Origin of the sequence: Roseateles rivi (genome assembly GCF_043555845.1) — a bacterium.
In the GTDB taxonomy this organism is placed as follows: Bacteria; Pseudomonadota; Gammaproteobacteria; order Burkholderiales; family Burkholderiaceae_C; genus Roseateles; species Roseateles rivi.
Genome location: NZ_JBIGHZ010000004.1, coordinates 206,951 through 228,474, shown reverse-complemented (window position 1 = coordinate 228,474; position 21,524 = coordinate 206,951). Strand labels below are relative to the sequence as shown.

Below are 21,524 nucleotides of genomic sequence, written 5' to 3'. Positions count from 1 at the left end.
CTCAATGCGCGCGGCAGACCTTGGGCTCGGGTTCGGCTTCGGTCGTGGCGTTGAGCTGGATCTTGGCTTCGCGGCCTGCGGAGCCGGAGAGCTCTTCCTCGGTGGCGCAGTGCATGCCCAGGCGCTGCAGCAGCGCGCGGTCTTTTTCAGCCTGCGGGTTGGTGGTGGTGAGCAGCTTGTCGCCGTAGAACATGCTGTTGGCACCGGCCAGGAAGCACAGGGCTTGCATGGTCTCGGGCATGTCCTCGCGCCCGGCCGAGAGGCGCACCATGGCGCGCGGCATGCAGATGCGTGCCACCGCCACCGTGCGGATGAACTCGAAGGGGTCCAGCGGCTGCGCGCCCGCCAGCGGCGTGCCTTCGACCTGCACCAGGTTGTTGATGGGCACGCTCTCGGGGTAAGGCTCCAGATTGGCCAGCTGCACGATGAGCCCGGCGCGCTGACGGCGCGTTTCGCCCATGCCCACAATGCCGCCCGAGCACACCTTGAGGCCCACGCCGCGCACGCGGTCCAGCGTGTCGAGCCGGTCTTGGTAGGTGCGCGTGGTGATGATCTGGCCGTAGAACTCCGGCGAGGTGTCGAGGTTGTGGTTGTAGTAGTCCAGCCCCGCTTGCTTGAGCTGCTCGGCCTGGCCGTCGGCCAGCATGCCCGCGGTCAGGCAGGTTTCCAGGCCCAGGGCCTTGACCTCAGAGACCATCTCGCCAATGGCTTCGATGTGGCGCTCCTTGGGCGCGCGCCAGGCCGCACCCATGCAAAAGCGCGTGGCGCCATTGGCCTTGGCCGCACGCGCGGCTTCCAGCACTTCTTGCAGCGGGATGAGTTTTTCAGCCTTGAGCCCGGTGTCGAAATGCGCCGACTGCGGGCAGTACTTGCAGTCCTCTTCACAGCCGCCGGTTTTGATGGACAGCAGCGTGGAGAGCTGGATGGCGTTGGCGTCGAAATTCTCGCGGTGCACCTGTTGGGCGCGGAAGATCAAGTCGTTGAAAGGCAGCTCGAACAAAGCGGCCACCTCGTTGACCGTCCAGGGCTTGGCGTTGCGGCGCTGGGCGTCGGTGGTGGGCGTGAGCGACTGGATCTGGTTGGTGGTCTGCTTCATGGTCATACGGTCTGGGCTGAGCGCAGCTGCTGCAACAAGTCAGCAGCGGGCATCGCGAAATGGGCGGCCACGGCCGCCGGTGTGGGCGCCTCCAAGCGGGGGATATGGCCCCACAGCGGCGCCCCCAGTCGGGCGTGGAGTGCGGCGATATTGTCCCCTACATGGGTTTGCGCCGGATCAACCGTGTTGGCCACCCAGCCCAGCAGGCGCAAACCGCGCGCGCGCAGCGCCTCGGCGGTGAGCAGTGCGTGGTTGATGCAGCCCAGGCGCAGGCCCACCACCAGCAGCACGGGCAAGGCCAAGTCCTGCGCCAGGTCGGCGGTGTCGTAGTGCTCGTTGAGCGGCACGCGAAAGCCGCCCACGCCTTCCACCAGGGCCAACTCGCCGAGCTGGCTGCTGGCGCGTATGGCGCTCAGCACGGCCTCGCGCTCCAGCGTCTGGCCCTCCAGCCGCGCCGCAATGTGCGGGGCGCAGGCCTCGCGCAGCTGCAGCGGGCCCACTTGCGCCAGGCTCAAGCCCGCGTTTTGGGCGGCGTGCAGCTGGGCCACGTCCTCGTTGACCCACTGGCCGTGCTCGTCCTGCGTCTGACCCGCAGCCAGCGGCTTGATGGGCACCACGCGCGCACCAGCGTTTTGCAGTGCATGGGTGAGCGCGGCCGTGATGCAGGTCTTGCCGATTTCGGTGTCGGTGCCGGTGATGAACAGCCCCTTCATGCCGCTGCCTCCTGTGCGGCGGCGGCGAGCTCGTCCAGCAGCTGCTGCACGTCGGCCTCGGTGTGGGCGGCGCACAGCGTGATGCGCAGCCGCGCCGTGCCCGGCGCCACCGTGGGCGGGCGTATGCCGGGCACGCGTATGCCCGCTTGCTCCAGCCGCGCGGCCAGCTGCATGACCTCGGCATTGCCGCCCACCACCAGGGGCTGCACGGGGGTGTCGGAATCAATCAAATACCAGCCCAGGCGGCGGTGGCGCGCCAGCAGTGCGGCCATGCCAGCCTTGAGCTGGGCTTGGCGTGCCTGGAGCTGGGCGCGGCCCTGCTGGCCCGCCTCGCCTTCAATCAGCGCCAGCGCGCTGAGCAAGGCGTGCTCCAGCGCCGGGGGCGAGGCGGTGGAGAAGATGTAGTTGCGGGCCGACTGCAGCAGGTATTCCAGGATGGTGTCGTGCGCCACCACAAAGGCCCCGGCCAGGCCGGCGGCTTTGCCCAGCGTGCCCACCAGGATGATGCGCGGGCTGCACAGGCCAAAGTGCTCCAGCGCGCCGCGCCCGTGCTGGCCCAGCACGCCAAAGCCGTGCGCGTCGTCCACGATGAGCCAGGCGTCGTGCTGCTCGGCCAGGGCCAGCAGCTGCGGCAGCGGCGCGATCTCGCCGTCCATGCTGAACACCGCGTCGGTGACGATGAGCTTGATCTTGGCGCTGCTGGCGGCCAGCTGTGCGTCGAGCTGCGCCACATCGGCGTGCGGGTAGCGGCTGACTTTGGCGCGCGCCAGGCGTGCGCCGTCGATCAAGGAGGCGTGGTTGAGGCTTTCGCAAAACAGCTCGGCCTCGGCGTCGCCCAAGGCCGTGACCACGGCCAGATTGGCCATGTAGCCGGTGCAAAAGCCCAGCGCCCGCGCCTGCGGGATGTGCGGGGCGTACCACTGCGCCAGGGTGTGGGCCACGGCCTCGTGCGCGGCGCTGTGGCCGCTGACCAGGGGCGAAGCCCCCGAGCCGCCGCCCCAGCGCTGTGCGCCTTCGATCAGGGCCTGGCGCAGCTGCGGGTGCGCGGCCAGGCCCAGGTAGTCATTGCTGCAAAACATCAGCAGCTCGCGGCTGACGCCATCGGGGCCGCGCACGCGTTGGCGTGGGGCGGTGCCGGAATCGGCGCAACGCAGGAATCGGGTCAGGCTCTGGGCCGCCAGGGCGTCCAGCTTGCCTTGCACATGCTCAAGCAACATCGTTCAAAGTCCGGCTCACCGCCTGCGCCAGCCAGTCGGCGGTGGCCACATCGATCACATAAGGCGGCATCACGTAAACCGTGGCGCCAATGGGGCGGATCAGCAGCTCATGCGCGCGTGCAGCCAGGTGGAAGCGTTCGGCAAAGCCCGCCGCAGCGTCGCGCACATCAAAGGCCAGCATCATGCCGCACTGGCGCCAGTGCGCCACGCGCGGGTGGCTGCGCAGCGGCTCAAAGGCCTGCGACAGCGCCGCAGCTTGGTCGGCCAGCGCCGCCACCAGCCCGGCGTCAAAGCGGTCCAGCACGGCGTTGGCCGCCGCGCAGGCCAGCGCATTGCCGGTGTAGGAGTGCGAGTGCAAAAAGCCGCGCGCCACGTCCTGGCTCCAAAACGCCTGGAACACGGCCTCGGTGCTGAGCACCAGCGACAGCGGCAAAGTGCCGCCGGTGATGCCTTTGGAGAGCAAGATGAAATCCGGCCAGTCGGCCGGGGAAGCTGGCTCGGTGTGCTCCCAAGCCAAGAAGCGCCCGCTGCGCCCGCAGCCCACGGCAATTTCGTCAGCAATGAGGTGCACGCCAAATTCACGCGTGAGCGCACGCAGGCCGCGCAGATAGGCCGCGCTGTGCATGACCATGCCCGCCGCGCCTTGCACCAGGGGCTCCACAATCACGGCGGCCACGCGCTCGTGGTGTTCCTGCAGCAGCTCGCGCATGGCCTGCAGGGCTTGCGCCTCGTTGTCCAGCCGCGCATCGGGGCTGGGCGCGATGTGGGCGCGCATCAGCAGCGGGTCGTAGGCGTCGCGGAAGATTTGCACGTCCGTCACGGCCAGCGCCCCAATGGTTTCGCCGTGATAGCCGTTTTGCAGGCATACAAACTCGCGGCGCTGCAGCTGGCCCAGGTTCTTCCAGCTGTGAAAGCTTTGCTTGAGCGCGATTTCCACCGCACTGGCGCCATCGCTGCCAAAAAACACATGGCCCAGCGCGCCGCCGGTGCGCGCACTGAGCCGCTCGGCCAAGCGCACGGCCGGGGCATGGGTGCAGCCCGCCAGCATGACGTGGGGCAAGGTGTCGAGCTGGGCCTTGATGGCCTCGTTCAGCGCCGCATCACTGTGGCCAAAGAGGTTCACCCACCAGGAGCTGTTGGCGTCGAAATAGCGCCGCCCTTCGTAGTCAAACAGCCAAGGGCCTTGGCCGCGCGCCATGGGCAGGGGCGGCACCTGCTGGGCTCGCGCCATTTGCGTGCAGGGGTGCCAAACAGCCGCCAGGCTGCGCTGCGGCCAGTCCTTGGGCGTGTCGGGAGGGAGCAAGTTCATGGGAATCCGGGGTTGATGTGCGCCAAGGCCGGGGCCACACGGTCCTCGCCCTGCACCAGCGCGTCGTCCACCGCATAGAGGCGGCAATCGGCCGCCATATTGCCATTGCAATGGGCCAAGGCGCGCGACTTGGCGTCATCCCCCCACGCAATGCCCCAGCGCCCTCCAGCACCCATGGCAAAGGCACGCGGCGCCTTGCCGCTCAAAAACCGCTGATAGGCCTGCAGCAGCGGGCCTTCGAGGGCGGGAGGGTATTGGGCGGCCGCACGGTAGAGGTCCAGCGGGGGCATCAGCGCGCCCGCGCGCCCAAAGCCCAGCGGGTGCAAAAACTCATCCACCAAGGGCTGCCAGATGTCGTTGCCCGCCACGAAGAGACGGTGGCCATCGTCGCTGAACGCGGGCAGCACCTGCTGCTGCATCGGCGCACCGGCCGCACGGTAGGCCTGGGCCCAGCCTTGCGCCAGCGTGGGCGAAAAATAGCGATCGTTTTCAGTGTGCAGCCACAAGCTGGGAACCGCGCGGGGCAGTTTGGCGGCGCGCCGCCCCATACCGGCAAAGAGTTCGCGCAACTCGGGTTCGTCGCAGGGGTAGCCAGGGCTGAGGTCGGGGCGCCCACCGTGCCCGGGCGAAAAGGCAATGGCTGCAACCTGGCCCGGCACACCCATGGCCGTGGCCGCCAGGGTGGCCAAGCCCCCCACCGATTGCCCCACCAACACCACGCGGCTGGCGTCGATATCCGCAGCGCGCGCGAGCTGCGCCACCACGGCCTGCACTTGGCGCCCAGCCGCCACCGCCGCTTGCACATAGCGCGGGCGCGTGCAGGTCAAGGAGGACTCGGGGTCGCCCACCGCAGCCAGCTCGCCATAGCCCAAACGCATCGGCACGGCCACGGCAAACCCTTTGCGCAGGAAGTAGCGGGCGGCAGATTCAAAGCGCAGGCGTGGGTACTTCTCGCGCCGCTCGGCGTCGCGCCCGTGGTTGATGAGCACCAACGGAAATGGCCCCGCCCCCGGAGGGCGAAACACGGTCACCGCCAAGACGCCGTCAACCGTGCGGCCCAGCGCATCCTGCACTTGCACAGGCACCCGCTCCACGGACTCACGCATCTCGTTGAGCAACTGCGACTCGCGGGACCGCTCGGTATCAGCTAAAGCCGCTGTGCCGCCCGCCAAAATTCCGCACAGCAAGCCCCATCGCAGCAAGCGACGCAGCAACATGACCCCTCCCTTGCGACCCCAGGGCCTTGAGGCCTCGGGGCTCCCGTTCTTGTCTTCGGAACGGCGACATCACGACAATCTTGTGCCGTGCGCATCGCCTTGCAGCAGCCGCCTCCACCACGGCCCTGCGCTGCAGCTCGCAGCGTGCTTAGCTCAGATCAACACCACCCTTTGACGGCCTCTTTGGGCTTTCAAAACATTCTAGGCGGTGAAAGTCGGCCTCACATGCGAAACACACCAAAACGCGCATCCGCAATGGGCGCATTGAGCGCAGCCGACAATCCCAGCGCCAGCACACGGCGCGTGTCAGCGGGGTCGATCACGCCGTCGTCCCACAGGCGCGCGCTGGCGTAGTAGGGGTGACCTTGGTCTTCGTACTGCTGGCGAATGGGGGCCTTGAAGGCCTCTTCTTCAGCGGCACTCCAGCTGCCGCCTTTGGCCTCGATGCCGTCGCGTTTGACGGTGGCCAGCACGCTGGCGGCCTGCTCGCCACCCATCACCGAGATGCGCGCGTTGGGCCACATCCACAGAAAGCGCGGCGAGTAGGCACGACCACACATGCCGTAGTTCCCGGCCCCAAAGCTGCCGCCGATGATGACGGTGAACTTGGGCACGTTGGCACAGGCCACGGCCGTCACCATCTTGGCGCCAGCGCGGGCAATGCCTTCGTTCTCATACTTGCGCCCAACCATAAAGCCGGTGATGTTCTGCAGGAACACCAGCGGGATCTTGCGCTGGCAACAGAGTTCGATGAAGTGCGCGCCCTTGTTGGCGCTCTCGGCAAACAAGATGCCGTTGTTGGCCACGATGCCCACGGGCATGCCCTCGATATGGGCAAAGCCACACACCAGGGTGGCGCCGTAGCGGGCCTTGAATTCGTCGAACTCGGAGCCGTCAACGATGCGCGCAATCACCTCGCGCACATCAAAGGGCTTGCGCGTGTCGGTGGGAATCACGCCGTGCAGCTCGGCGGCGTCAAACAGCGGCGCGCGCGGAGCCTGCACGCGCAGCGGCTGAGGCTTGACGCGGTTGAGCTGCGCCACGGCACGGCGTGCCAAGGCCAGGGCGTGGACATCGTCCTGCGCCAGGTGGTCAGCCACGCCGGACAAGCGCGTGTGCACATCACCACCGCCCAGATCCTCGGCGCTGACCATCTCGCCCGTGGCGGCTTTCACCAGCGGCGGGCCGCCCAGAAAAATCGTGCCCTGGTTCTTCACGATGATGGTCTCGTCACTCATGGCCGGCACATAAGCGCCGCCTGCCGTGCATGAGCCCATCACCACGGCAATCTGCGCCAGGCCTTGGGCGCTGAGATTGGCTTGGTTGTAGAAGATGCGGCCGAAATGGTCGCGGTCAGGGAAAACTTCGTCCTGGTTGGGCAGGTTGGCGCCGCCCGAATCCACCAGGTACACGCAGGGCAGGTGGTTTTGTGCCGCCACCTCCTGCGCACGCAAATGCTTTTTGACGGTCAGCGGGTAGTAGGTACCGCCTTTGACCGTGGCGTCGTTGCACACCACCACGCACTCCACACCGCTGATGCGACCCACGCCCGCAATCAAGCCCGCACCGGGCGCGGCGTTGTCATAGCAGTTGAGTGCGGCCAGCGGCGCAATCTCCAAAAACGGCGTGCCAGGGTCCAACAGGCGCTGCACCCGCTCCCGTGGCAGCAGCTTGCCGCGCGCCACATGCTTGGCCCGCGCGGCCTCCCCACCACCCTGCGCGATGCGCTCCAACTGCTGCTGCAAATCTTCCAGCAGCCCCTGCATGGCACGCTGGCTGTTGAGGAAATCTTCCGAACGGACATTCAGCTGTGTGCGCAGCACGGGCATAGATGCTCCTGGGGCAATGGCGGGTCAAAAACCGAGGGGGTAGAGGGACTCAACTGCATCAGTATGCTGCAGCATGCAAGAAAATCGACCCTGCAAATGAAAAAGCGCCACAGCGGACCATGTCGCTTGTGGCGCTGTCGACTCCCACACCAGGCGGGAGAACGTCGTCAACTCAATCGGCTCAGAATTTGTGGCTGACTGCGAAGCGATAGGTTCTAGGAGCTACGTTATACCCACCTCGCAAATCGATCGGGTTTTCAGAACCGAGCAAATTTCCGACATTCAAACTAACGCTAGTATTTTTAATTCCCGTGTAGGCGACACCAAGATTCACAAAAACACTCTCATCGGTATAGCAGGGGACATCCGTCGCCTTTTTGATTCTGGCGCAGTTTGCCTCACTCCAGTTTGCCGCATCATACTCATCGAAATTCAATTCAGTACGAGTCGAGTGAGTCACACGAACCGTCGAACTCCAATCCTGACGATCCCAACCCAAGGTAAACACCGACGTCATTCGAGGATTTCCGCGCAAACCAACCGTATTGGGCCGATACGCATTTCGATCAATGTCCCAAGATTTCGTCTGCAAGGCATACGTCGTCTGCAAAGATGTGCGAATCGTCCCAAGGTTTTCGACCTTCAAGCGCCCACTGACCTCGACATCGACACCGGAATTCAACGTCTTGCCAAAATTCTCGTACCCCAGCAACAGCGTGACCAGCTGACCGGCCTTCCAGCTTAGATTCGCCCCAGGACTCACTTGGTTAGCACGATTAATGCGAACCATATCATCTTCAGATATCTCCTGTCGGGCAATCATTGCATCGTAGGCAGGCTGACCTTCCTTACCCAAGACATAAGATGGCGACCGATAGTTAATCTCATCGGTTCGCTCAATCCGCCAGTAGTCCACAGACATCGAGAAATTCCTGCTTGGCTCCAGCACCACACCGAAGGTAATGCTATTGGACAACTCAGGCTTCACATTGCGGTTTGCAGTAATCATTGCAGGAATTGAAACCGAGCAACCGGAGCCAAGCGCAGCAGAGGCCCACGCCTTATCCGTTGCGTTGCCACTCTTCAAGATATCATTGATTTTTTGCGCGGTCTCGCAACGCTGCGGATCGTAAGTCCCATTGAAGAACCCAGTCAGACCAACCTTACCAAGGGTTTCTGGAATATTTGGAGCGCGGAATCCTTCCGAATAGCCACTGCGCACCAAGATTTGAGGAATTGGCGCCCACTTAATACCAATCTTTGGCGACACCTTCCCCGCAAATCCACCAACCTTGTCATAGCGCGCCGCTGTATTGATAGTCAAATTTCTAATTGGTTGCGCCTCAACCTCTGCAAACAGGCCAGCAAGCTTTCTTTCACCTTCAACCCAAACACTGCCGCGACTAATCATCTCGGCATTCATAACGTTGTCACTGCTCTTGATCTTCAAGCTCTCTTGGCGAACATCACCACCGACCGCCAACAACACGGGCCTGCCGCCCAGTTGATAAACTTCACCAGAAATCTTACCGTCGACAAATGTTTGGGAATTTTCCCCACCCAGAGAAATACTTGGGAACATACGACGCAGGAGTTCGTCGCTGTTTTTGCCCCCAATCACATACTCACCACTTGCCAGAGCCGACGTAAAGCCATCCCGATGTGCTGCCCGACCACCTTTACTTCCATCCGCACCGGTCCTACCCAGCGCAGCCTCGTAATCCCAACCCTTGAATTGGCCACGCGCGCCAGCCATAACCCGGTACTGATCCGCTTCCGCCTTCGAGTCCCAATCAATATTTGGATCCATGAATCTGTATTGAATCCCAACCGGCTTCTCCGTTGAGTTCTTTCCACCATACAAGGGACGCGGCACTCGCTGCAACTTCAATGCATACCCATCAAACCACTGAAATGGCGTAGCCGAATAGGTATATGCAAATGGCAAGTCAACGTAACCAGACTCCACCCTGGAATAACTAAATTCACCAAAAGCCTCAACGGAGTCATTTACTACATAACGAGCAGAACTGAATACATTCAATCGTTTGGCAGGATCCGTTATCCTGTTAATGCCATTCAAATTCAACACACACAAACCGTCAGAGTTCCGGCTTGCTGCAGGGCAATCAGGATTCAAAATCGGCTTACCTGCCACAATAAAATTGCCCGGGGTGCTGTTTTGACTAGGCAGCCCAATCGCCGGATTGACGTATTTTTGATGCCAATCAGGATAGTACGGAAGGACTTCGTCAAATGTATCCGCCTTGCGCTGGTAGTATTCCAGATTGGTAAGCACATTGAATCGATCCCTGTCTACATTTCCGTAGCCAGCCACAATCGACGCAGTAGCCTGTTCACGGATCTTCGGCCGAGACGATGTGGTGTAGTTGGCAGACACACCAACACCCTCATAGTTTCTTCTTGTAATAACATTAATCACACCAGCCAGAGCATCCGACCCATAAACTGCAGAGGCACCCTCTTTAAGAATATCGATACGCTCAATTGCATCCGCGGGGAAACTATCGACGTTAACAAACGTATCTTTTGCTCCGTTGGCCATTGCAAAGTTCGCAACACGTCGACCATTCAGCAGCACCAAAGTAGCGCCAGTACCCAGTTTGCGAAGAGCCGTACTGGATGCGCCTGCAGCAAAGCTGCTTGAATTTCCGTTGTCACCGAAGCCACCTGCGATAGCGGGCGACAGCGCGTTCAGAATCTGAGCCAATGTATTGGCTCCAGACTTTTCAATCTCTTTCCTGTCGATCACCTGCACGGGTGAAGCGGTTTCAGCGTTGACACGCTTGATGCTGGAGCCCGTAACTTCAACACGCTGCAGCTGTTGCGGTTCCGACGTTTGCTGGTTTTGCGCATGTGCGCTGACGCAGACCAACGCCGCAGCCAGGGCGCACAAGGAGGGCTGAAGTTGTTTGGAGGTGATTCGCATAAGAACTACTTTTTCAAATGCCACAGCAGGATCGCTGCCTCTTGCACCCGGTAGGTGCCGCTGCCTCCCCTCAAGCTGATCGCATGAGCAGGATGGATGGCTCATTCTTGGAACGACTGGCTCTGCCGTCGATGCACCGACTTTGGCGTGATTGCCACAACGCTCTTGCCAAGCCCTTGCCAAGCCAAGCGACACCCGATCAGGCGCCTCTTTTGGGCTTGTTTTTGTCTGGCGGGCGCACAAATCCAAGGGTCGGCGAAGAAAAGTCAGGGTAAGTCAGTAGACTCAATCAGGGCGACATCCGCACAACGCATCCCGCATCCTTCATGTCGCAGCCACAAAAAAACCCGGCCGAAGCCGGGTTTTGGGGTCGAGCCCTGAATCGCGAAATCAGAAGGTGTAGCTGGCACCCAGGCGCCACACGCGCGGACGCACGCTGTAGCCGGAGCGCAGGTTCACCTGAGCCTTCTCGCCCATCAGGTTGTTCACGTTCAGGCTCAGGCGCAGGTTCTTGATCCCGGTATAGCCCAGATTCAAGTCCGTACGCAGATCGCTCTGGATGAAGCAGGGCAGATCGCCCGGGTTCAGGCGCTTCTGGCACGCCGCCTCGCCCCAGGTTCCAAAGTCAGCCTCAGTGTCGTTGAGCTTGGTGGCGGATGTGTAGATGAAGTTCAAGCCTGCGCTCCAGTCGTCCTTGCTCCACCCGGTGGCCAGGCGCAGGCGCAGACGCGGCTGGTCGCGCAAACCGATGGTGTTGGGGCGCCAAATGTTGGCGTCCACATCCCAAGTGCGGTAGATCAGCGCGTAAGTGGCGGTCAGGCCCACAGCCAGATTGCCAAAGCTGCCGGCGCTGGTACGCCCGTTGATGTCAAAGTCGATGCCCGAGGTTTGGGTTTTGCCGAAGTTCTCGTACTGCAGCAGCAGCGCGGTGATGGAACCGGCATCCCAAGCCACATTGGCACCAGGGCGCAGCGCGTTGGCGCGGTCCGCAAAGCGCTTGTCCTGCTCAGTCACACTGCCGCGCGAGATGGCACCCTCATAGCCTGGCTTGCCCTCACGCTCCAACACGAAGTCCGGGTCCCGGTAGCTGATCTCGTTCTTGCGCTCGATATTGAAGTAATCCAGCGCAACCCCCAGGTTGCGATTGACCTCGAACACCATGCCCAGCGTGAAGCTGGACGAGGTCTCGGGCTTGAGCTTGGGGTTGGACGAAATCATCGTCGGCAGCGACGCCAAGCAGCCCGAGTTGTAGGCTGAGGTGGCATCGGATTGGTCTGCGGCATTGCCGGTCTTCAAGATGTCGCGGATCTTTGTCGCCGTGTCGCAGCGCTTGGGATCGACCATGCTGTTGAAGAAGCCCGTCACGCCCACCTGACCCAGCGTTTCAGGAATGTTCGGCGCGCGGAAACCGCCAGCCACCGTGCCGCGCAGCAGCAGCTTGGGCATCACTTCCCAGCGCACGCCCAGCTTGGGCGACCAGTGCCCGTCAAACCCTGAGGCCTTGTCAAAGCGCAGTGCGCCATTGAGCTCCAGGTTCTTCACCACCGGCGCATTGACTTCAAAGAACGCGCCAGCGAGCTTGCGGTCGCCCACGGTGAGCTGTGCACCACGGCCGATGATGTCAGCGCGCATGATGTTGTCGGTGGAGCGGATGTTCACGTTCTCCGTGCGGAACTCACCACCCGCGGCGAACTGCGCCATACCGCCGGGCAGCTTGAACAAATCACCCGAGATCTTGCCATCAGCAAAGTTCTGATACGTATCCCCCAGGATGCCAGCCTCCGGGAAGATGCGCGCCAGCAGCTCCGGGCTATTGACCTGGCCAATCTTGTACTCGCCAGACTCCACGGCTGCAATCATGTCGCGGCTGGGGCGCACGTGGTCCAACTTGTCGGCCGACGAGGCATTGCGACCCAGGGCGACTTGGTAGTCATAGCCCGCAAACACGCCTTGCGCTCCGACCAAGACGCGGTATTGGTCGGCAGAGGCTGTGGATTCACGACCGTTGACGTTGTCCGTGAAGCGATAGTTGATGCCGACTTTTTGCGGATAGGGGTTGGCTGGGTTGCCGATGGCCAGCAGCGGCTGGGCCACTTCCTGCGCCTTTTTGTTGTAGCCGTCGTACCAGCGCGAAGGGCTGCCCGCAGCAATGGCAAACGGCAGACTCCGGTAGTCGGTTTCAGTCTTGGAATAGTGGACTTCTCCGAAGAGCTGCAGATCGTCCGTCGCTTGGAAGCGCGCGCTACTGTAGAAATTGAGGCGCTTGGCAGGGTCCGACCACTGGTTCAGGCCATTGAGGTCGTTGACGCACAGCCCCGCTGAATTCAGCGTGGTGCAACCCTTCACAGGCTCGCGCCTGCTACCAACTTGCAGGTTTCCGGGGTAGGAAAACAGGCTCGGGGCTCCGAAGTTGGGGTTGAAGATCTTGGTTTGGTATTCCGGCGCGTCATGAATGACGTCGGCCAGCGTATAGCCACGGCGCTCAAAGGCTTCGAGGTTGGCAAAGACGTTGTAACGGTCCTTGTTCAAATTGCCCAAGCCCCCAACCACCGCCACGGTGCTGGAGCCCCCGGCGCTTGGGCCGTCATTCCAGACATTGGAGGCCGAGACGGTCACGCCCTCGAAAGTGCTGCGGGTGATGATGTTGATCACACCAGCCATGGCATCGGAGCCGTAGATGGCAGATGCGCCGTCTTTGAGGGTTTCAATGCGCTCGACCGCATCGGCCGGGATGGAGTCGATGTTCAGGAACTGCTCCTTGGCCCCATCGGCCAAAGCGTAGTAGGCAGCCCTGCGACCATTGAGCAGCACCAGCGTGGCACCCTTGCCCAGGCCGCGCATGGACACACCGGTGGCACCTGCTGCAAAGCTGCCGTTGTTGCCATCGTCACGCAGCTCGCCGGGAGTTGCGGCCGTCAGGGTGTCCAGGATCTGGCGCACGGTGGTAGCACCGCTGCGGCGGATGTCGTCGCGGTTGATCGTTTGCACCGGCGATGCGGTTTCAGAACCCACAGCGAGGCGCTTGATATTGGTGCCCGTCACGACCACGCGTTCGAGCTTTTCTGCATTGGGGCTCACATCCTGCGCAACAGCACCCGAACAAAGCAAGGCCGCAGCCAAGGCACAAACTGAGGGGGAATGGCGAAAAGAAGACGTTGGAGTACGCATGTGTCAATGCCTGCAAGAGCAGTGCAACCAAGGCTGCACCGACGCACCAAAGAGGGGTGCTCCTCACCATTTCGTAGCAATGGCTGAGGATGCCAACATTGACAGCAAGGTGTTATTTCCGACTTTGCGCGAAGGAGTCGATTTACAACGCCAATACGGCTGCTCAAGGCGGCCGTCCCCTCCTCTCTCAGGCAAAGAAAAACGGGTCCGTGACCGGACCCGTTGGGCATGTGGGATGTACCACCATTCAGTCACATGCTGAGGTGAGGCGCTTGCATTCGACTTGGCCTCAACTCAGCTTGACCGTAGCTCAGAAGAACTTGTACTGAGCCCACACCTTGAATTGACGGCCCTTCACGTCGTTGACGCTCACCGGGACGATGCCCGAGGGCACGCCAAAGTCGCGGTAGTCCACCGACGGACGGTCGTTGAGCAGGTTGATGACGTTCAAGCCCAGACCCAGGTTTTTGATGCCCGAGTAGCTGATGCTGTAGTCGAAGGTGTAGGACGGCGCGATACGGCACTCATCGGCTTGCAGCTTCTTGACCTTGCAGCCCGCTTCGGTCCAGGTGGTGTCATAGAAATCGCCGCGCAGCTGCTGGGCGCCCTGGTAGCTCATGCGCAGGGATTGCGCCCAATCGGACACGCTGTGCGAGAGGCTGCCCACGTAGGTGGTGCGGGAGTAGTCGTAGCGCCCGGCCAGGTTGTCACCCCAGCCGTTGCGGGCTTCGCTCCAGCGCTTGAAGTCCAGCAGGTAGCTCACTTCCAGCCCGGCACCAAAAACACCCAGGCCTTGTACGCGCTTTTGCCCACGAACGCTCAAATCCAGCCCCGAGGTGCGGGTCTTGGCGATGTTCTCGAACATGCCCACCACCTGTTCGGCACGGCCCACGGTCACGCCGTACTTCTGGATTTCTGCCGGCGTGAAGGTCAAGTCCTTGACCAGCGAGCTGCGCACGATGGTGCCTGCGGGCAGCGAAGCCTCTTTGACCAACAGGTCGTTGGGGTCTTGCGTGCCAATTTCGGCCTTGCGCTCGATGCGGTAGTAGTCCAGGCTCAAGCTCAAGTTGGCCGTGGGCTCGAACACCGCGCCGAACGATGCAATGCGCGAGGTCTCGGGCTTGAGCTTGGGGTTGTTCTTGGTGACGATGGCCACCGAGTTCCCGCATTCGTTTTGGTTGATGTTGTCAATGCGAGCTTGCAGGACCGGGTCGCCATCGGCCGGCATTTGCGCCAGCAAATCATTGACCAGGGCCGTGGCAGGCTTGCAGCGCTTGTCATCGGTCACCGACTGGAACGCGAACTTGGTGGCCTGGGCCGTTTCGGTGAGGTTGGGGGCACGGAAGCCCGATTCCAGCGTGCCGCGCAGCATCAGCTCCTTGACCGGGCGGAAGGTCAGTGCTGCCTTGGGAGACACGTGCGCCCCGAAGCCGGGGAATTTGTCCACGCGGGCGGCCAATTGGCTGCTGAGGGTCTTGGTCAGCGGCAGCTCGAATTCAGCAAAGGCAGCACCGAAGTTGCGTGTGCCCTTGGACATCGACACACCGTAGCCCACGATGTCGCCAGTGCGCAGGTTGTCGGTGGGGGTGATGGTCATCGACTCGCGGCGCAGGTCAAAGCCCAGCGCCATGCCCACCGGGCCCGCGGGCAGGCGGCCCACTTCGCCGGACAACTTGGCGTCAAAGAAAGTCTGCTGCGTCTTGCCCGTGTACCCGTAGGTGGGGAAGAGCTTGGCCAGCACGGCGGCGCTGTTGGCCTGGCCCAGCTTGTAGCCATTGGGCTTGTTGAAGAAGTCTGGCGCCAAAACGTCGACGTTCGGGTCGCCGATCACTTCCTTGAAGCCCTTTTCGCTGAAGCTGCCCGATTGCGACTGGGTGGCCTTGCCGCCCATCACGCCAACGGCCAGGTCCCAATCCAGGTCTTTGTACACACCGCGCAGGCCCGTCAGCACGCGGTACTGGTCGGCCGTCACGGACTGCGACGAATTGCCGTCCACGAAGCGATAACGCAGCTCGGCTTCATAGCCGGTCTTGTTCAGTGGGTGCTCTTTGGGCAAGCCACGGTAGAAAAACACCTTGCCTTCGTTGGTCTGAGGATTGCCCCATGTGGTCGAACCCAGGCCAATACCGTAGGGCTGGAAGGCAGAGTCGTAGGCGGTCTCGGTGCGCGAGCCAATGGCCTCGGCATAGCCGTCCAGCTCACCCAGCCGGTAGTTCAGGCTCACGATGCCGTTCACGCGCTTGGAGGCCGGTTGCACCTGGAAGCGCTCGTAGCGGTCGTACATGCACAGGCCGCGAGTCACGGTCTTGCAGCCATCCATCGGCGCCAAGCCTTGCACACCTTCCAGATTGCCGGGGTAGGCATAGGTCGAGCCCGTGCCGAAGGAAGGCGACTTGGCCTTGTATTTCGGGTTCACGTCGTCCAACAGCGGGCGCCACGACGGCACACCGTCACGCTCGAACACTTCCACGCTACCGAGCACGTTGAAACTTTGCTTGGTGATGTCGCCATAGCCGCCGGTGATGCTGGCTGAGTTTTCACCGAATTTGGCCGTCTTGCTGGCTTGATAGCGCGAACCCTTGACCAGCAGGCCTTGGAAATCTTTGCGGGTGATGATGTTGATCACACCGGCCACGGCGTCGGAACCGTAAAGCGAAGAGCCGCCGTTTTTCACCACTTCCACGCGCTCCACGGCCTCCAGGGGCAGCGAGTCGAGGTTGACGAAGGTCTCGTTGTAGTCGGCCAGCGCAAAAGGCGCCACGCGACGGAAGTTCAGCAGAATCAGCGTGCTGGTCTGGCCCAGGCCACGCAAGCCCACCGACGAAGACCCCGGCGCAAAGGAGTTGCTGCGGCCCGTGTCGAAGTTGGTCGACGCGCTGGGCAGCTTGTCCAGCAACTGGGTGATGGTGGTGGCGCCGGTGGCGCGGATCTCTTCGCGGCGGATCAGGGTCAGCGGCGTGGCGCCTTCCTTTTCGATGCGCTTGATGTGGCTGCCGGTAACTTCCACCCGCTGCAGCTGCTGCGGCTGCGTGGAATCCGCAGATTGAGCCAGCACAGGCGTGCACAGCACCGAGACAGCCAGCGCGCTGAGCGTGGGCGAGAACTTGGAGATGATTCGCATACTTCTTACTGCGGTGTAGGCCGTGCGGTGTCACAGCAGGCCAAGGGGGAGGGACCCAGCAAATCAGGGGTATTGCCTCAGCATTTTTTCCTGAAATTCCTCTGGAGGAGGCGTGATTCTGGGCAGTGCCCCCGCAGCGAAGAAGCAGTGAATTCCTCAGAAATACAACAGGCCCGGCCTGCTCAAGAACAGCACAACGCTCTTCATGCCGCCGTACTCGGGGCAAGCGCCAACGCGGATGTGAAAGGCACGCGCCAACATTGCGTGCGACTAGCGAACACAAGCCAGGGCACGAGCGGTGACAAACGCGTTTCAAGTGCTGACTGCTGGCGGGAAACCGGCTTCAGTGAGCGCGGCTTGCATCTGGGCGGGCGGCACGGTGCTGTCGATCTGCACGGTTTTGCTGGCCAGGTCCACGCTGACTTGGGCTTGAGCGTCCAGGGCAGCCACGGCTTCGCGCACGCTGGCGGCGCAGTGGCCGCAGCTGAGGTCAGGCAGAGTGAATTGGTGGGTCATGAGAAGCCTCCGCTGGGTTGGATGAGGCATCAGCTTAAAGCTTGCCCTCATAGCAAGGTCAAGCTTGACCTTGCCCCCATGGGAGAGTTGACACTTCCACCATGACTGCGAACACCCACACGAGTGCCATCCCCCCCGAACTGAACCTGCCTATTGAAGGCATGAGTTGCGCCAGCTGCGTGAAACGGGTGGAAAAGCGCCTGCAGGCCCTGCCCGGCGTGGCGGGGGTGGATGTGCTCTTGAGCACCGCTTCGGCACGCCTGCAACTGGCTGAAGGGGCCGACGCCGCAGCGCTGCTGCAGGCCTCGGCGGCCACGCTCAAGCAAGGCGGCTACGGTTTGCGTCAACGGGCTTGGCGTTTGCACCTCGCGGGCCTGAGCAGTGCCAGCTGCGCCACACGGGTGGAAAAAACCTTGAGCCAGGTGCCGGGGGTGTTGCACGCCCAGGTGCTTCTGGCCAGCGATCAAGCCCATGTCCAGGCCCTGGACACGCTGGAGCCCCTGGTCTTGCTGCAGGCCGTGCGCCAAGCGGGCTACCAGGCCACGCTGGAGGAAGGCCAGCGCACCCAGGCCCAGCCCAGCGCCTGGCACAGCGGCAGCGGCCCCACCCTGCTGGCCGCCGCGCTGACCTTGCCCCTGGCGCTGCCCATGCTGGCCCTGCTGTGGGGGCAGCACTGGATGCTCAACGGCTGGTGGCAGCTGGCGCTGGCCACGCCGGTGCAGTTTGTGCTGGGCGCGCGCTTTTACCGCGCGGGCTGGGCGGCGCTGAAAGACCGCAGCGGCAATATGGACCTGCTCGTGGCGCTGGGCACCAGCGCCGCTTATGGCCTGAGCGTGTTTGAACTGCTGCGGCAAGGCCCACACAGCATGGCGCTGTACTTTGAGTCCTCGGCCGTGGTCATCACTCTGGTGCTGCTGGGCAAGTGGCTGGAGGCCCGCGCCAAGCGCCAGACGCTGGGCGCGATTGACGCCCTCAAAGCCCTGCGCCCAAGCACGGCACGCGTGCGCCGCGGCGAGCAGGAGCTGGAGCTGCCCATCGAGGCACTGCAGCTGGGTGACGAGCTCATCGTGCGCCCAGGCGAGCGCATTGCTGCCGATGCCGTGGTGCTGCAAGGCTGCAGCCAGGTGGATGAATCCATGATCAGCGGTGAGAGCCTGCCCGTGACGCGCGGCGTGGGCGAGCCCGTCGTCGGTGGCGCGGTCAACGGCGAGGCCGTGCTGCACCTGCGCGTCACGGCACTGGGGGCGGAGTCCACGCTGGCGCGCATCGTTCGACTGGTGGAATCGGCCCAGGCTGCCAAGCCGCCCATCCAGCGTGTGGTGGACCGCGTCAGCGCCGTGTTCGTGCCCGTGGTGCTGGCCCTGGCGCTGGCCACCTTGCTGGGCTGGGGCTGGTTTGACGGCAATTGGGAGCGCGCCCTCATCCACGCCGTGGCGGTGTTGGTGATTGCCTGCCCCTGCGCCCTGGGTCTGGCCACGCCAGCGGCCATCATGGTGGGCACGGGCGTGGCAGCGCAGCGCGGGGTGCTCATCAAAGACGCCAGTGCGCTGGAGCTGGCGCGGCGCGTGCAGTGCGTGGCCTTTGACAAAACCGGCACCCTCACCGAAGGGCGGCCACGGCTGGCGGCTCTGGTGGCCGCACACAATGTCACACCCGACATGGCCTTGGCCCTGGCCGCGGCCCTGCAAGCGGGCAGCGACCACCCGCTGGCACGGACCGTGCGTGAGCACGCCAAAACCCATGCGATCGCGCTGCCCACCCCCACACTCACCGCGCTGAGCACCGAGGCCGGTCGTGGCGTGCGGGCGCAGCACGGCACAGCACAAGTGGTGCTGGGCAGCACGCGCTGGATGCAAGAGTTGGGCGTGCCGATGCAGGCCCTGCACGCCCAGGCCGAAGACCAGCGCACGCAAGGGCATGCGGTGTCGTGGCTGGCACGGCTCAGCCCGGGCGAGCCCCCGCAGCTGCTGGCCCTGCTGGCCTTTGGCGACACGCTGCGCCCCCAAGCCGCCCAGGCCATTGCGGCGCTGCACGCACTGGGCGTGCGCACGGTGATGCTCAGCGGCGACCACGCCCAGGCCGCCTCAGCCGTGGCCCGTCAACTGGGTTTGGACGACTTCCGTGCCGAGCTGCTGCCGCAGGACAAGGCGCGCATCGTCACCGAGCTGCGCGCCCAAGGCACGGTGGTGGCCATGGTGGGTGACGGCATCAACGACGCGCCCGCCCTGGCCGCGGCCGACGTGGGTATGGCCATGGGCGGCGGCACCGATGTGGCCATGCAAAGCGCGGGCATCACCCTCATGCGCAGCGACCCCCGCTTGGTCGCGACGGCCATTGCCCTGTCGCGCGCCACGGTGCGCAAAATCCATCAAAACCTGTTTTGGGCCTTTGTCTACAACTTGCTGGGCCTGCCCGCAGCGGCGCTGGGGCTGCTCAGCCCGGTGATCGCGGGCGCGGCCATGGCGGCCTCCAGCGTGTCGGTGTTGAGCAATGCCCTGCTGCTCAAACGTCAGCGAGATCGCTAATGCCCAGCAAACCCAATACCGGCGCCGAAATGGCGTCCCTCACCATCGGCCAGGCGGCCGCGCAATCGGGTGTGTCGGCCAAGATGCTGCGCCACTACGAAAGCCTGGGCCTGCTCGGCGCGGTAGCACGCACCGCCTCGGGCTACAGGCTTTATGGGCAACGCGATGTGCATGCACTGCGCTTCATACGGCGCGCGCGCGACCTGGGTTTTTCGATGGCACAGATTGCCGAGCTCATGCAGCTGTGGCGCGACCGCAGCCGCCGCAGCGCCGAGGTCAAGCGCATTGCCCAGCGCCATCTCGACGAGCTCGACCAGCGCCTGGCGCAGCTGCAGGCCATGCGCCGCACGCTGCAGGACTTGGCCCAGTGCTGCCGGGGCGACGAGCGCCCCGACTGCCCCATCCTGGACGATCTCGCCCAGGGCTGAGGGGCTTACTCGATCAAGCCCTCGGCGCGCAACGCCGCTTGCACGGCGGGGCGTGCGGCCAGCGCAGCGCGGTAGGCGCTGAGGTGGCTCAAGTCGCTCAAGTCCACGCCCACGTATTGGCCCCAATCGCTCACCACCAGCAGGTAGGCGTCAGCCACGGTGAAGTGCTCTCCCAGCAGGAACTGACGGCCTTCGAGCTCGCGGTTGAGCCACTCAAAGCGCTGGCGCAGACGCTCACGGAACAAGGGCTTGGCTTCTTCCACCAGACCCGGCACGAACAGGGGCGTGAAGCCTTTGTGAAGCTCACTGGTGATGTAGTTCAGCCATTCCTGCAGGCGCACGCGCTCCCAGGTGCCATTGGCCGGGGCGAGGTGCTTTTCGGGCACCAGATCGGCCAGGTATTGCATGATGGCCACGCCCTCGGTGAGGCGGCGGCCGTCGTCCAGTTCCAGCAGAGGCACCGAACCCTTGGGGTTGATGGCCAGGTAGTCGCTGCCATCGGCGAGCTTTTTGCTGCGCGTCGAGGCTTTGACCAACTCAAACGGCAAGCCCGCCTCACGCAGCACGATGTGCGGGGCCAGAGAACAGGCGCCGGGGCTGTAGTAGAGCTTCATCAGCAGATTCCTTCAAAAGAACGGAGCTCGCAGCGTAACCGCATCACGCCGGGCCTGCCTCACTCCAGCCGAAAGCCCACTTCCACGGCCACCGTGCGTGCCACCGGAATGGGCGCAAAGCGCCACTGGCGCACGGCGTCCAGAGCTGCCGTGCTGAGGCGCCGGTGGGGGCTGGCAGTGACCTCGGGTTGATCGACTTCGCCACTGGGCAAGACGGTAAAGCGCAGCGCCACCACGCCGCTGCGCTGCGTGGTGATGAGCTGACGCGGGTACTCGGGCTCCACGCGCTTGAGCAGTTGCAGCTGCACCTCGGGTGCGGGTGCCGCCGCCAGCTGCGGTGCGGGGCGCGGCAGCTCGGCGCTCACGGCCGATGGCGGCGCAGCAGCCACGCCAGTAGCCTCGCTGGCCGGCGCTGAGGCCGCTGGGGCGGCCACCGCCGTTTGAGGTGCAGGGGCGGGGGCCACAGCCTGCGCTGAACGGGCAGCGGCGCTGGCACGGCTGCCTTTGATCTCCGGCTTGGGCTCGGATTTGTTCGGTTCAGCCCGCAGCGGCGGAGACTTCTCGGCGTGGAACTTGATCCACTGGTAGACCTTCTCGGCGTCACGCTTGGCGCGCTCAGCATCGGTGAGCTTGGCTTTCTTTTCCACATCGCCCAAGGCCTGCGCGCCAATGTCGCCCGCCATGAGCAAGCCCACACCCAAGCACGCCGCGTGCAATAGCTTTCTGTTCATCACCACCCTCAAACACTGCAGACACACGCTCGGGCGCTTTGGCCTGTTCTTGGTGCGCGCCCAGCCTCGCTGCAGTGTAGGCAGCGCCCC

14 protein-coding genes are annotated in these 21,524 nt (G+C 63.4%); 2 read left to right on the top strand and 12 right to left on the bottom strand.

The window, feature by feature from the left end:
• Position 1: 1 nt before the first annotated feature.
• The 10 genes from bioB to ACG0Z6_RS11150 form a co-directional block, all read right to left on the bottom strand.
• The gene (bioB, locus tag ACG0Z6_RS11195; RefSeq protein WP_394461385.1) at positions 2–1,102 is read right to left on the bottom strand and encodes a biotin synthase BioB; all 1,101 of its coding nucleotides are present in this window, start codon (positions 1,100–1,102) and stop codon (positions 2–4) included.
• Entirely contained in the window at positions 1,099–1,809 is a 711-nt protein-coding gene (gene bioD, locus ACG0Z6_RS11190; protein WP_394461383.1) for a dethiobiotin synthase, read from the bottom strand. The genes bioB and bioD overlap by 4 nt, the downstream gene beginning before the upstream one ends.
• On the bottom strand, positions 1,806–3,026 hold the full coding sequence (gene bioF / locus ACG0Z6_RS11185; RefSeq protein WP_394461381.1) for an 8-amino-7-oxononanoate synthase: 1,221 nt from the start codon (positions 3,024–3,026) through the stop codon (positions 1,806–1,808). The genes bioD and bioF overlap by 4 nt, the downstream gene beginning before the upstream one ends.
• The gene (gene bioA, locus ACG0Z6_RS11180; RefSeq protein ID WP_394461379.1) at positions 3,016–4,335 is read right to left on the bottom strand and encodes an adenosylmethionine--8-amino-7-oxononanoate transaminase; all 1,320 of its coding nucleotides are present in this window, start codon (positions 4,333–4,335) and stop codon (positions 3,016–3,018) included. Before bioA ends, bioF begins: the two co-directional genes overlap by 11 nt.
• Entirely contained in the window at positions 4,332–5,552 is a 1,221-nt protein-coding gene (locus tag ACG0Z6_RS11175) for an alpha/beta hydrolase family protein (protein WP_394461377.1), read from the bottom strand. Before ACG0Z6_RS11175 ends, bioA begins: the two co-directional genes overlap by 4 nt.
• A gap of 221 nt (positions 5,553–5,773) precedes the next feature.
• Complete coding sequence (locus ACG0Z6_RS11170) at positions 5,774–7,381, bottom strand: carboxyl transferase domain-containing protein (RefSeq protein WP_394461375.1); 1,608 nt, start codon at positions 7,379–7,381, stop codon at positions 5,774–5,776.
• A gap of 181 nt (positions 7,382–7,562) precedes the next feature.
• The gene (locus ACG0Z6_RS11165; protein WP_394461372.1) at positions 7,563–10,331 is read right to left on the bottom strand and encodes a TonB-dependent receptor plug domain-containing protein; all 2,769 of its coding nucleotides are present in this window, start codon (positions 10,329–10,331) and stop codon (positions 7,563–7,565) included.
• 390 nt (positions 10,332–10,721) lie between these two features.
• On the bottom strand, positions 10,722–13,409 hold the full coding sequence (locus ACG0Z6_RS11160; protein WP_394461370.1) for a TonB-dependent receptor plug domain-containing protein: 2,688 nt from the start codon (positions 13,407–13,409) through the stop codon (positions 10,722–10,724).
• A gap of 400 nt (positions 13,410–13,809) precedes the next feature.
• A complete protein-coding gene (locus ACG0Z6_RS11155) occupies positions 13,810–16,620 on the bottom strand; it encodes a TonB-dependent receptor plug domain-containing protein (protein WP_394461368.1) in 2,811 nt (936 codons plus the stop codon).
• Positions 16,621–16,932: 312 nt separating this feature from the next.
• Positions 16,933–17,136, bottom strand: a complete 204-nt coding sequence (locus ACG0Z6_RS11150) for a heavy-metal-associated domain-containing protein (RefSeq protein ID WP_394461366.1) — start codon at positions 17,134–17,136, stop codon at positions 16,933–16,935.
• 101 nt (positions 17,137–17,237) lie between these two features.
• On the opposite strand from ACG0Z6_RS11150, the gene ACG0Z6_RS11145 reads away from it, so the two are divergent.
• The gene (locus tag ACG0Z6_RS11145) at positions 17,238–19,661 is read left to right on the top strand and encodes a heavy metal translocating P-type ATPase (protein WP_394461362.1); all 2,424 of its coding nucleotides are present in this window, start codon (positions 17,238–17,240) and stop codon (positions 19,659–19,661) included.
• Complete coding sequence (gene cueR / locus ACG0Z6_RS11140; RefSeq protein WP_394461360.1) at positions 19,661–20,089, top strand: Cu(I)-responsive transcriptional regulator; 429 nt, start codon at positions 19,661–19,663, stop codon at positions 20,087–20,089. Before ACG0Z6_RS11145 ends, cueR begins: the two co-directional genes overlap by 1 nt.
• A gap of 5 nt (positions 20,090–20,094) precedes the next feature.
• Here cueR and gstA read toward each other — a convergent pair whose 3' ends face one another.
• Both gstA and ACG0Z6_RS11130 read right to left on the bottom strand, forming a co-directional pair.
• Positions 20,095–20,703: a glutathione transferase GstA gene (gene gstA / locus ACG0Z6_RS11135; protein WP_394461357.1), complete on the bottom strand. Its 609-nt coding sequence runs from the start codon at positions 20,701–20,703 to the stop codon at positions 20,095–20,097.
• A 59-nt stretch (positions 20,704–20,762) separates the two neighbouring features.
• Positions 20,763–21,434 (bottom strand): energy transducer TonB, encoded by a 672-nt coding sequence (locus ACG0Z6_RS11130; RefSeq protein ID WP_394461355.1) that lies wholly within the window; start codon positions 21,432–21,434, stop codon positions 20,763–20,765.
• Between the last annotated feature and the right edge of the window lie 90 nt (positions 21,435–21,524).

Bases quoted from the DNA above. Each gene is read 5' to 3' on its own strand.
- bioB (WP_394461385.1), bottom strand. From the start codon at position 1,102: ATGACCATGAAGCAGACCACCAACCAGATCCAGTCGCTCACGCCCACC.
- bioD (WP_394461383.1), bottom strand. From the start codon at position 1,809: ATGAAGGGGCTGTTCATCACCGGCACCGACACCGAAATCGGCAAGACC.
- bioF (WP_394461381.1), bottom strand. From the start codon at position 3,026: ATGTTGCTTGAGCATGTGCAAGGCAAGCTGGACGCCCTGGCGGCCCAG.
- bioA (WP_394461379.1), bottom strand. From the start codon at position 4,335: ATGAACTTGCTCCCTCCCGACACGCCCAAGGACTGGCCGCAGCGCAGC.
- ACG0Z6_RS11175 (WP_394461377.1), bottom strand. From the start codon at position 5,552: ATGTTGCTGCGTCGCTTGCTGCGATGGGGCTTGCTGTGCGGAATTTTG.
- ACG0Z6_RS11170 (WP_394461375.1), bottom strand. From the start codon at position 7,381: ATGCCCGTGCTGCGCACACAGCTGAATGTCCGTTCGGAAGATTTCCTC.
- ACG0Z6_RS11165 (WP_394461372.1), bottom strand. From the start codon at position 10,331: ATGCGAATCACCTCCAAACAACTTCAGCCCTCCTTGTGCGCCCTGGCT.
- ACG0Z6_RS11155 (WP_394461368.1), bottom strand. From the start codon at position 16,620: ATGCGAATCATCTCCAAGTTCTCGCCCACGCTCAGCGCGCTGGCTGTC.
- ACG0Z6_RS11150 (WP_394461366.1), bottom strand. From the start codon at position 17,136: ATGACCCACCAATTCACTCTGCCTGACCTCAGCTGCGGCCACTGCGCC.
- ACG0Z6_RS11145 (WP_394461362.1), top strand. From the start codon at position 17,238: ATGACTGCGAACACCCACACGAGTGCCATCCCCCCCGAACTGAACCTG.
- cueR (WP_394461360.1), top strand. From the start codon at position 19,661: ATGCCCAGCAAACCCAATACCGGCGCCGAAATGGCGTCCCTCACCATC.
- gstA (WP_394461357.1), bottom strand. From the start codon at position 20,703: ATGAAGCTCTACTACAGCCCCGGCGCCTGTTCTCTGGCCCCGCACATC.
- ACG0Z6_RS11130 (WP_394461355.1), bottom strand. From the start codon at position 21,434: ATGAACAGAAAGCTATTGCACGCGGCGTGCTTGGGTGTGGGCTTGCTC.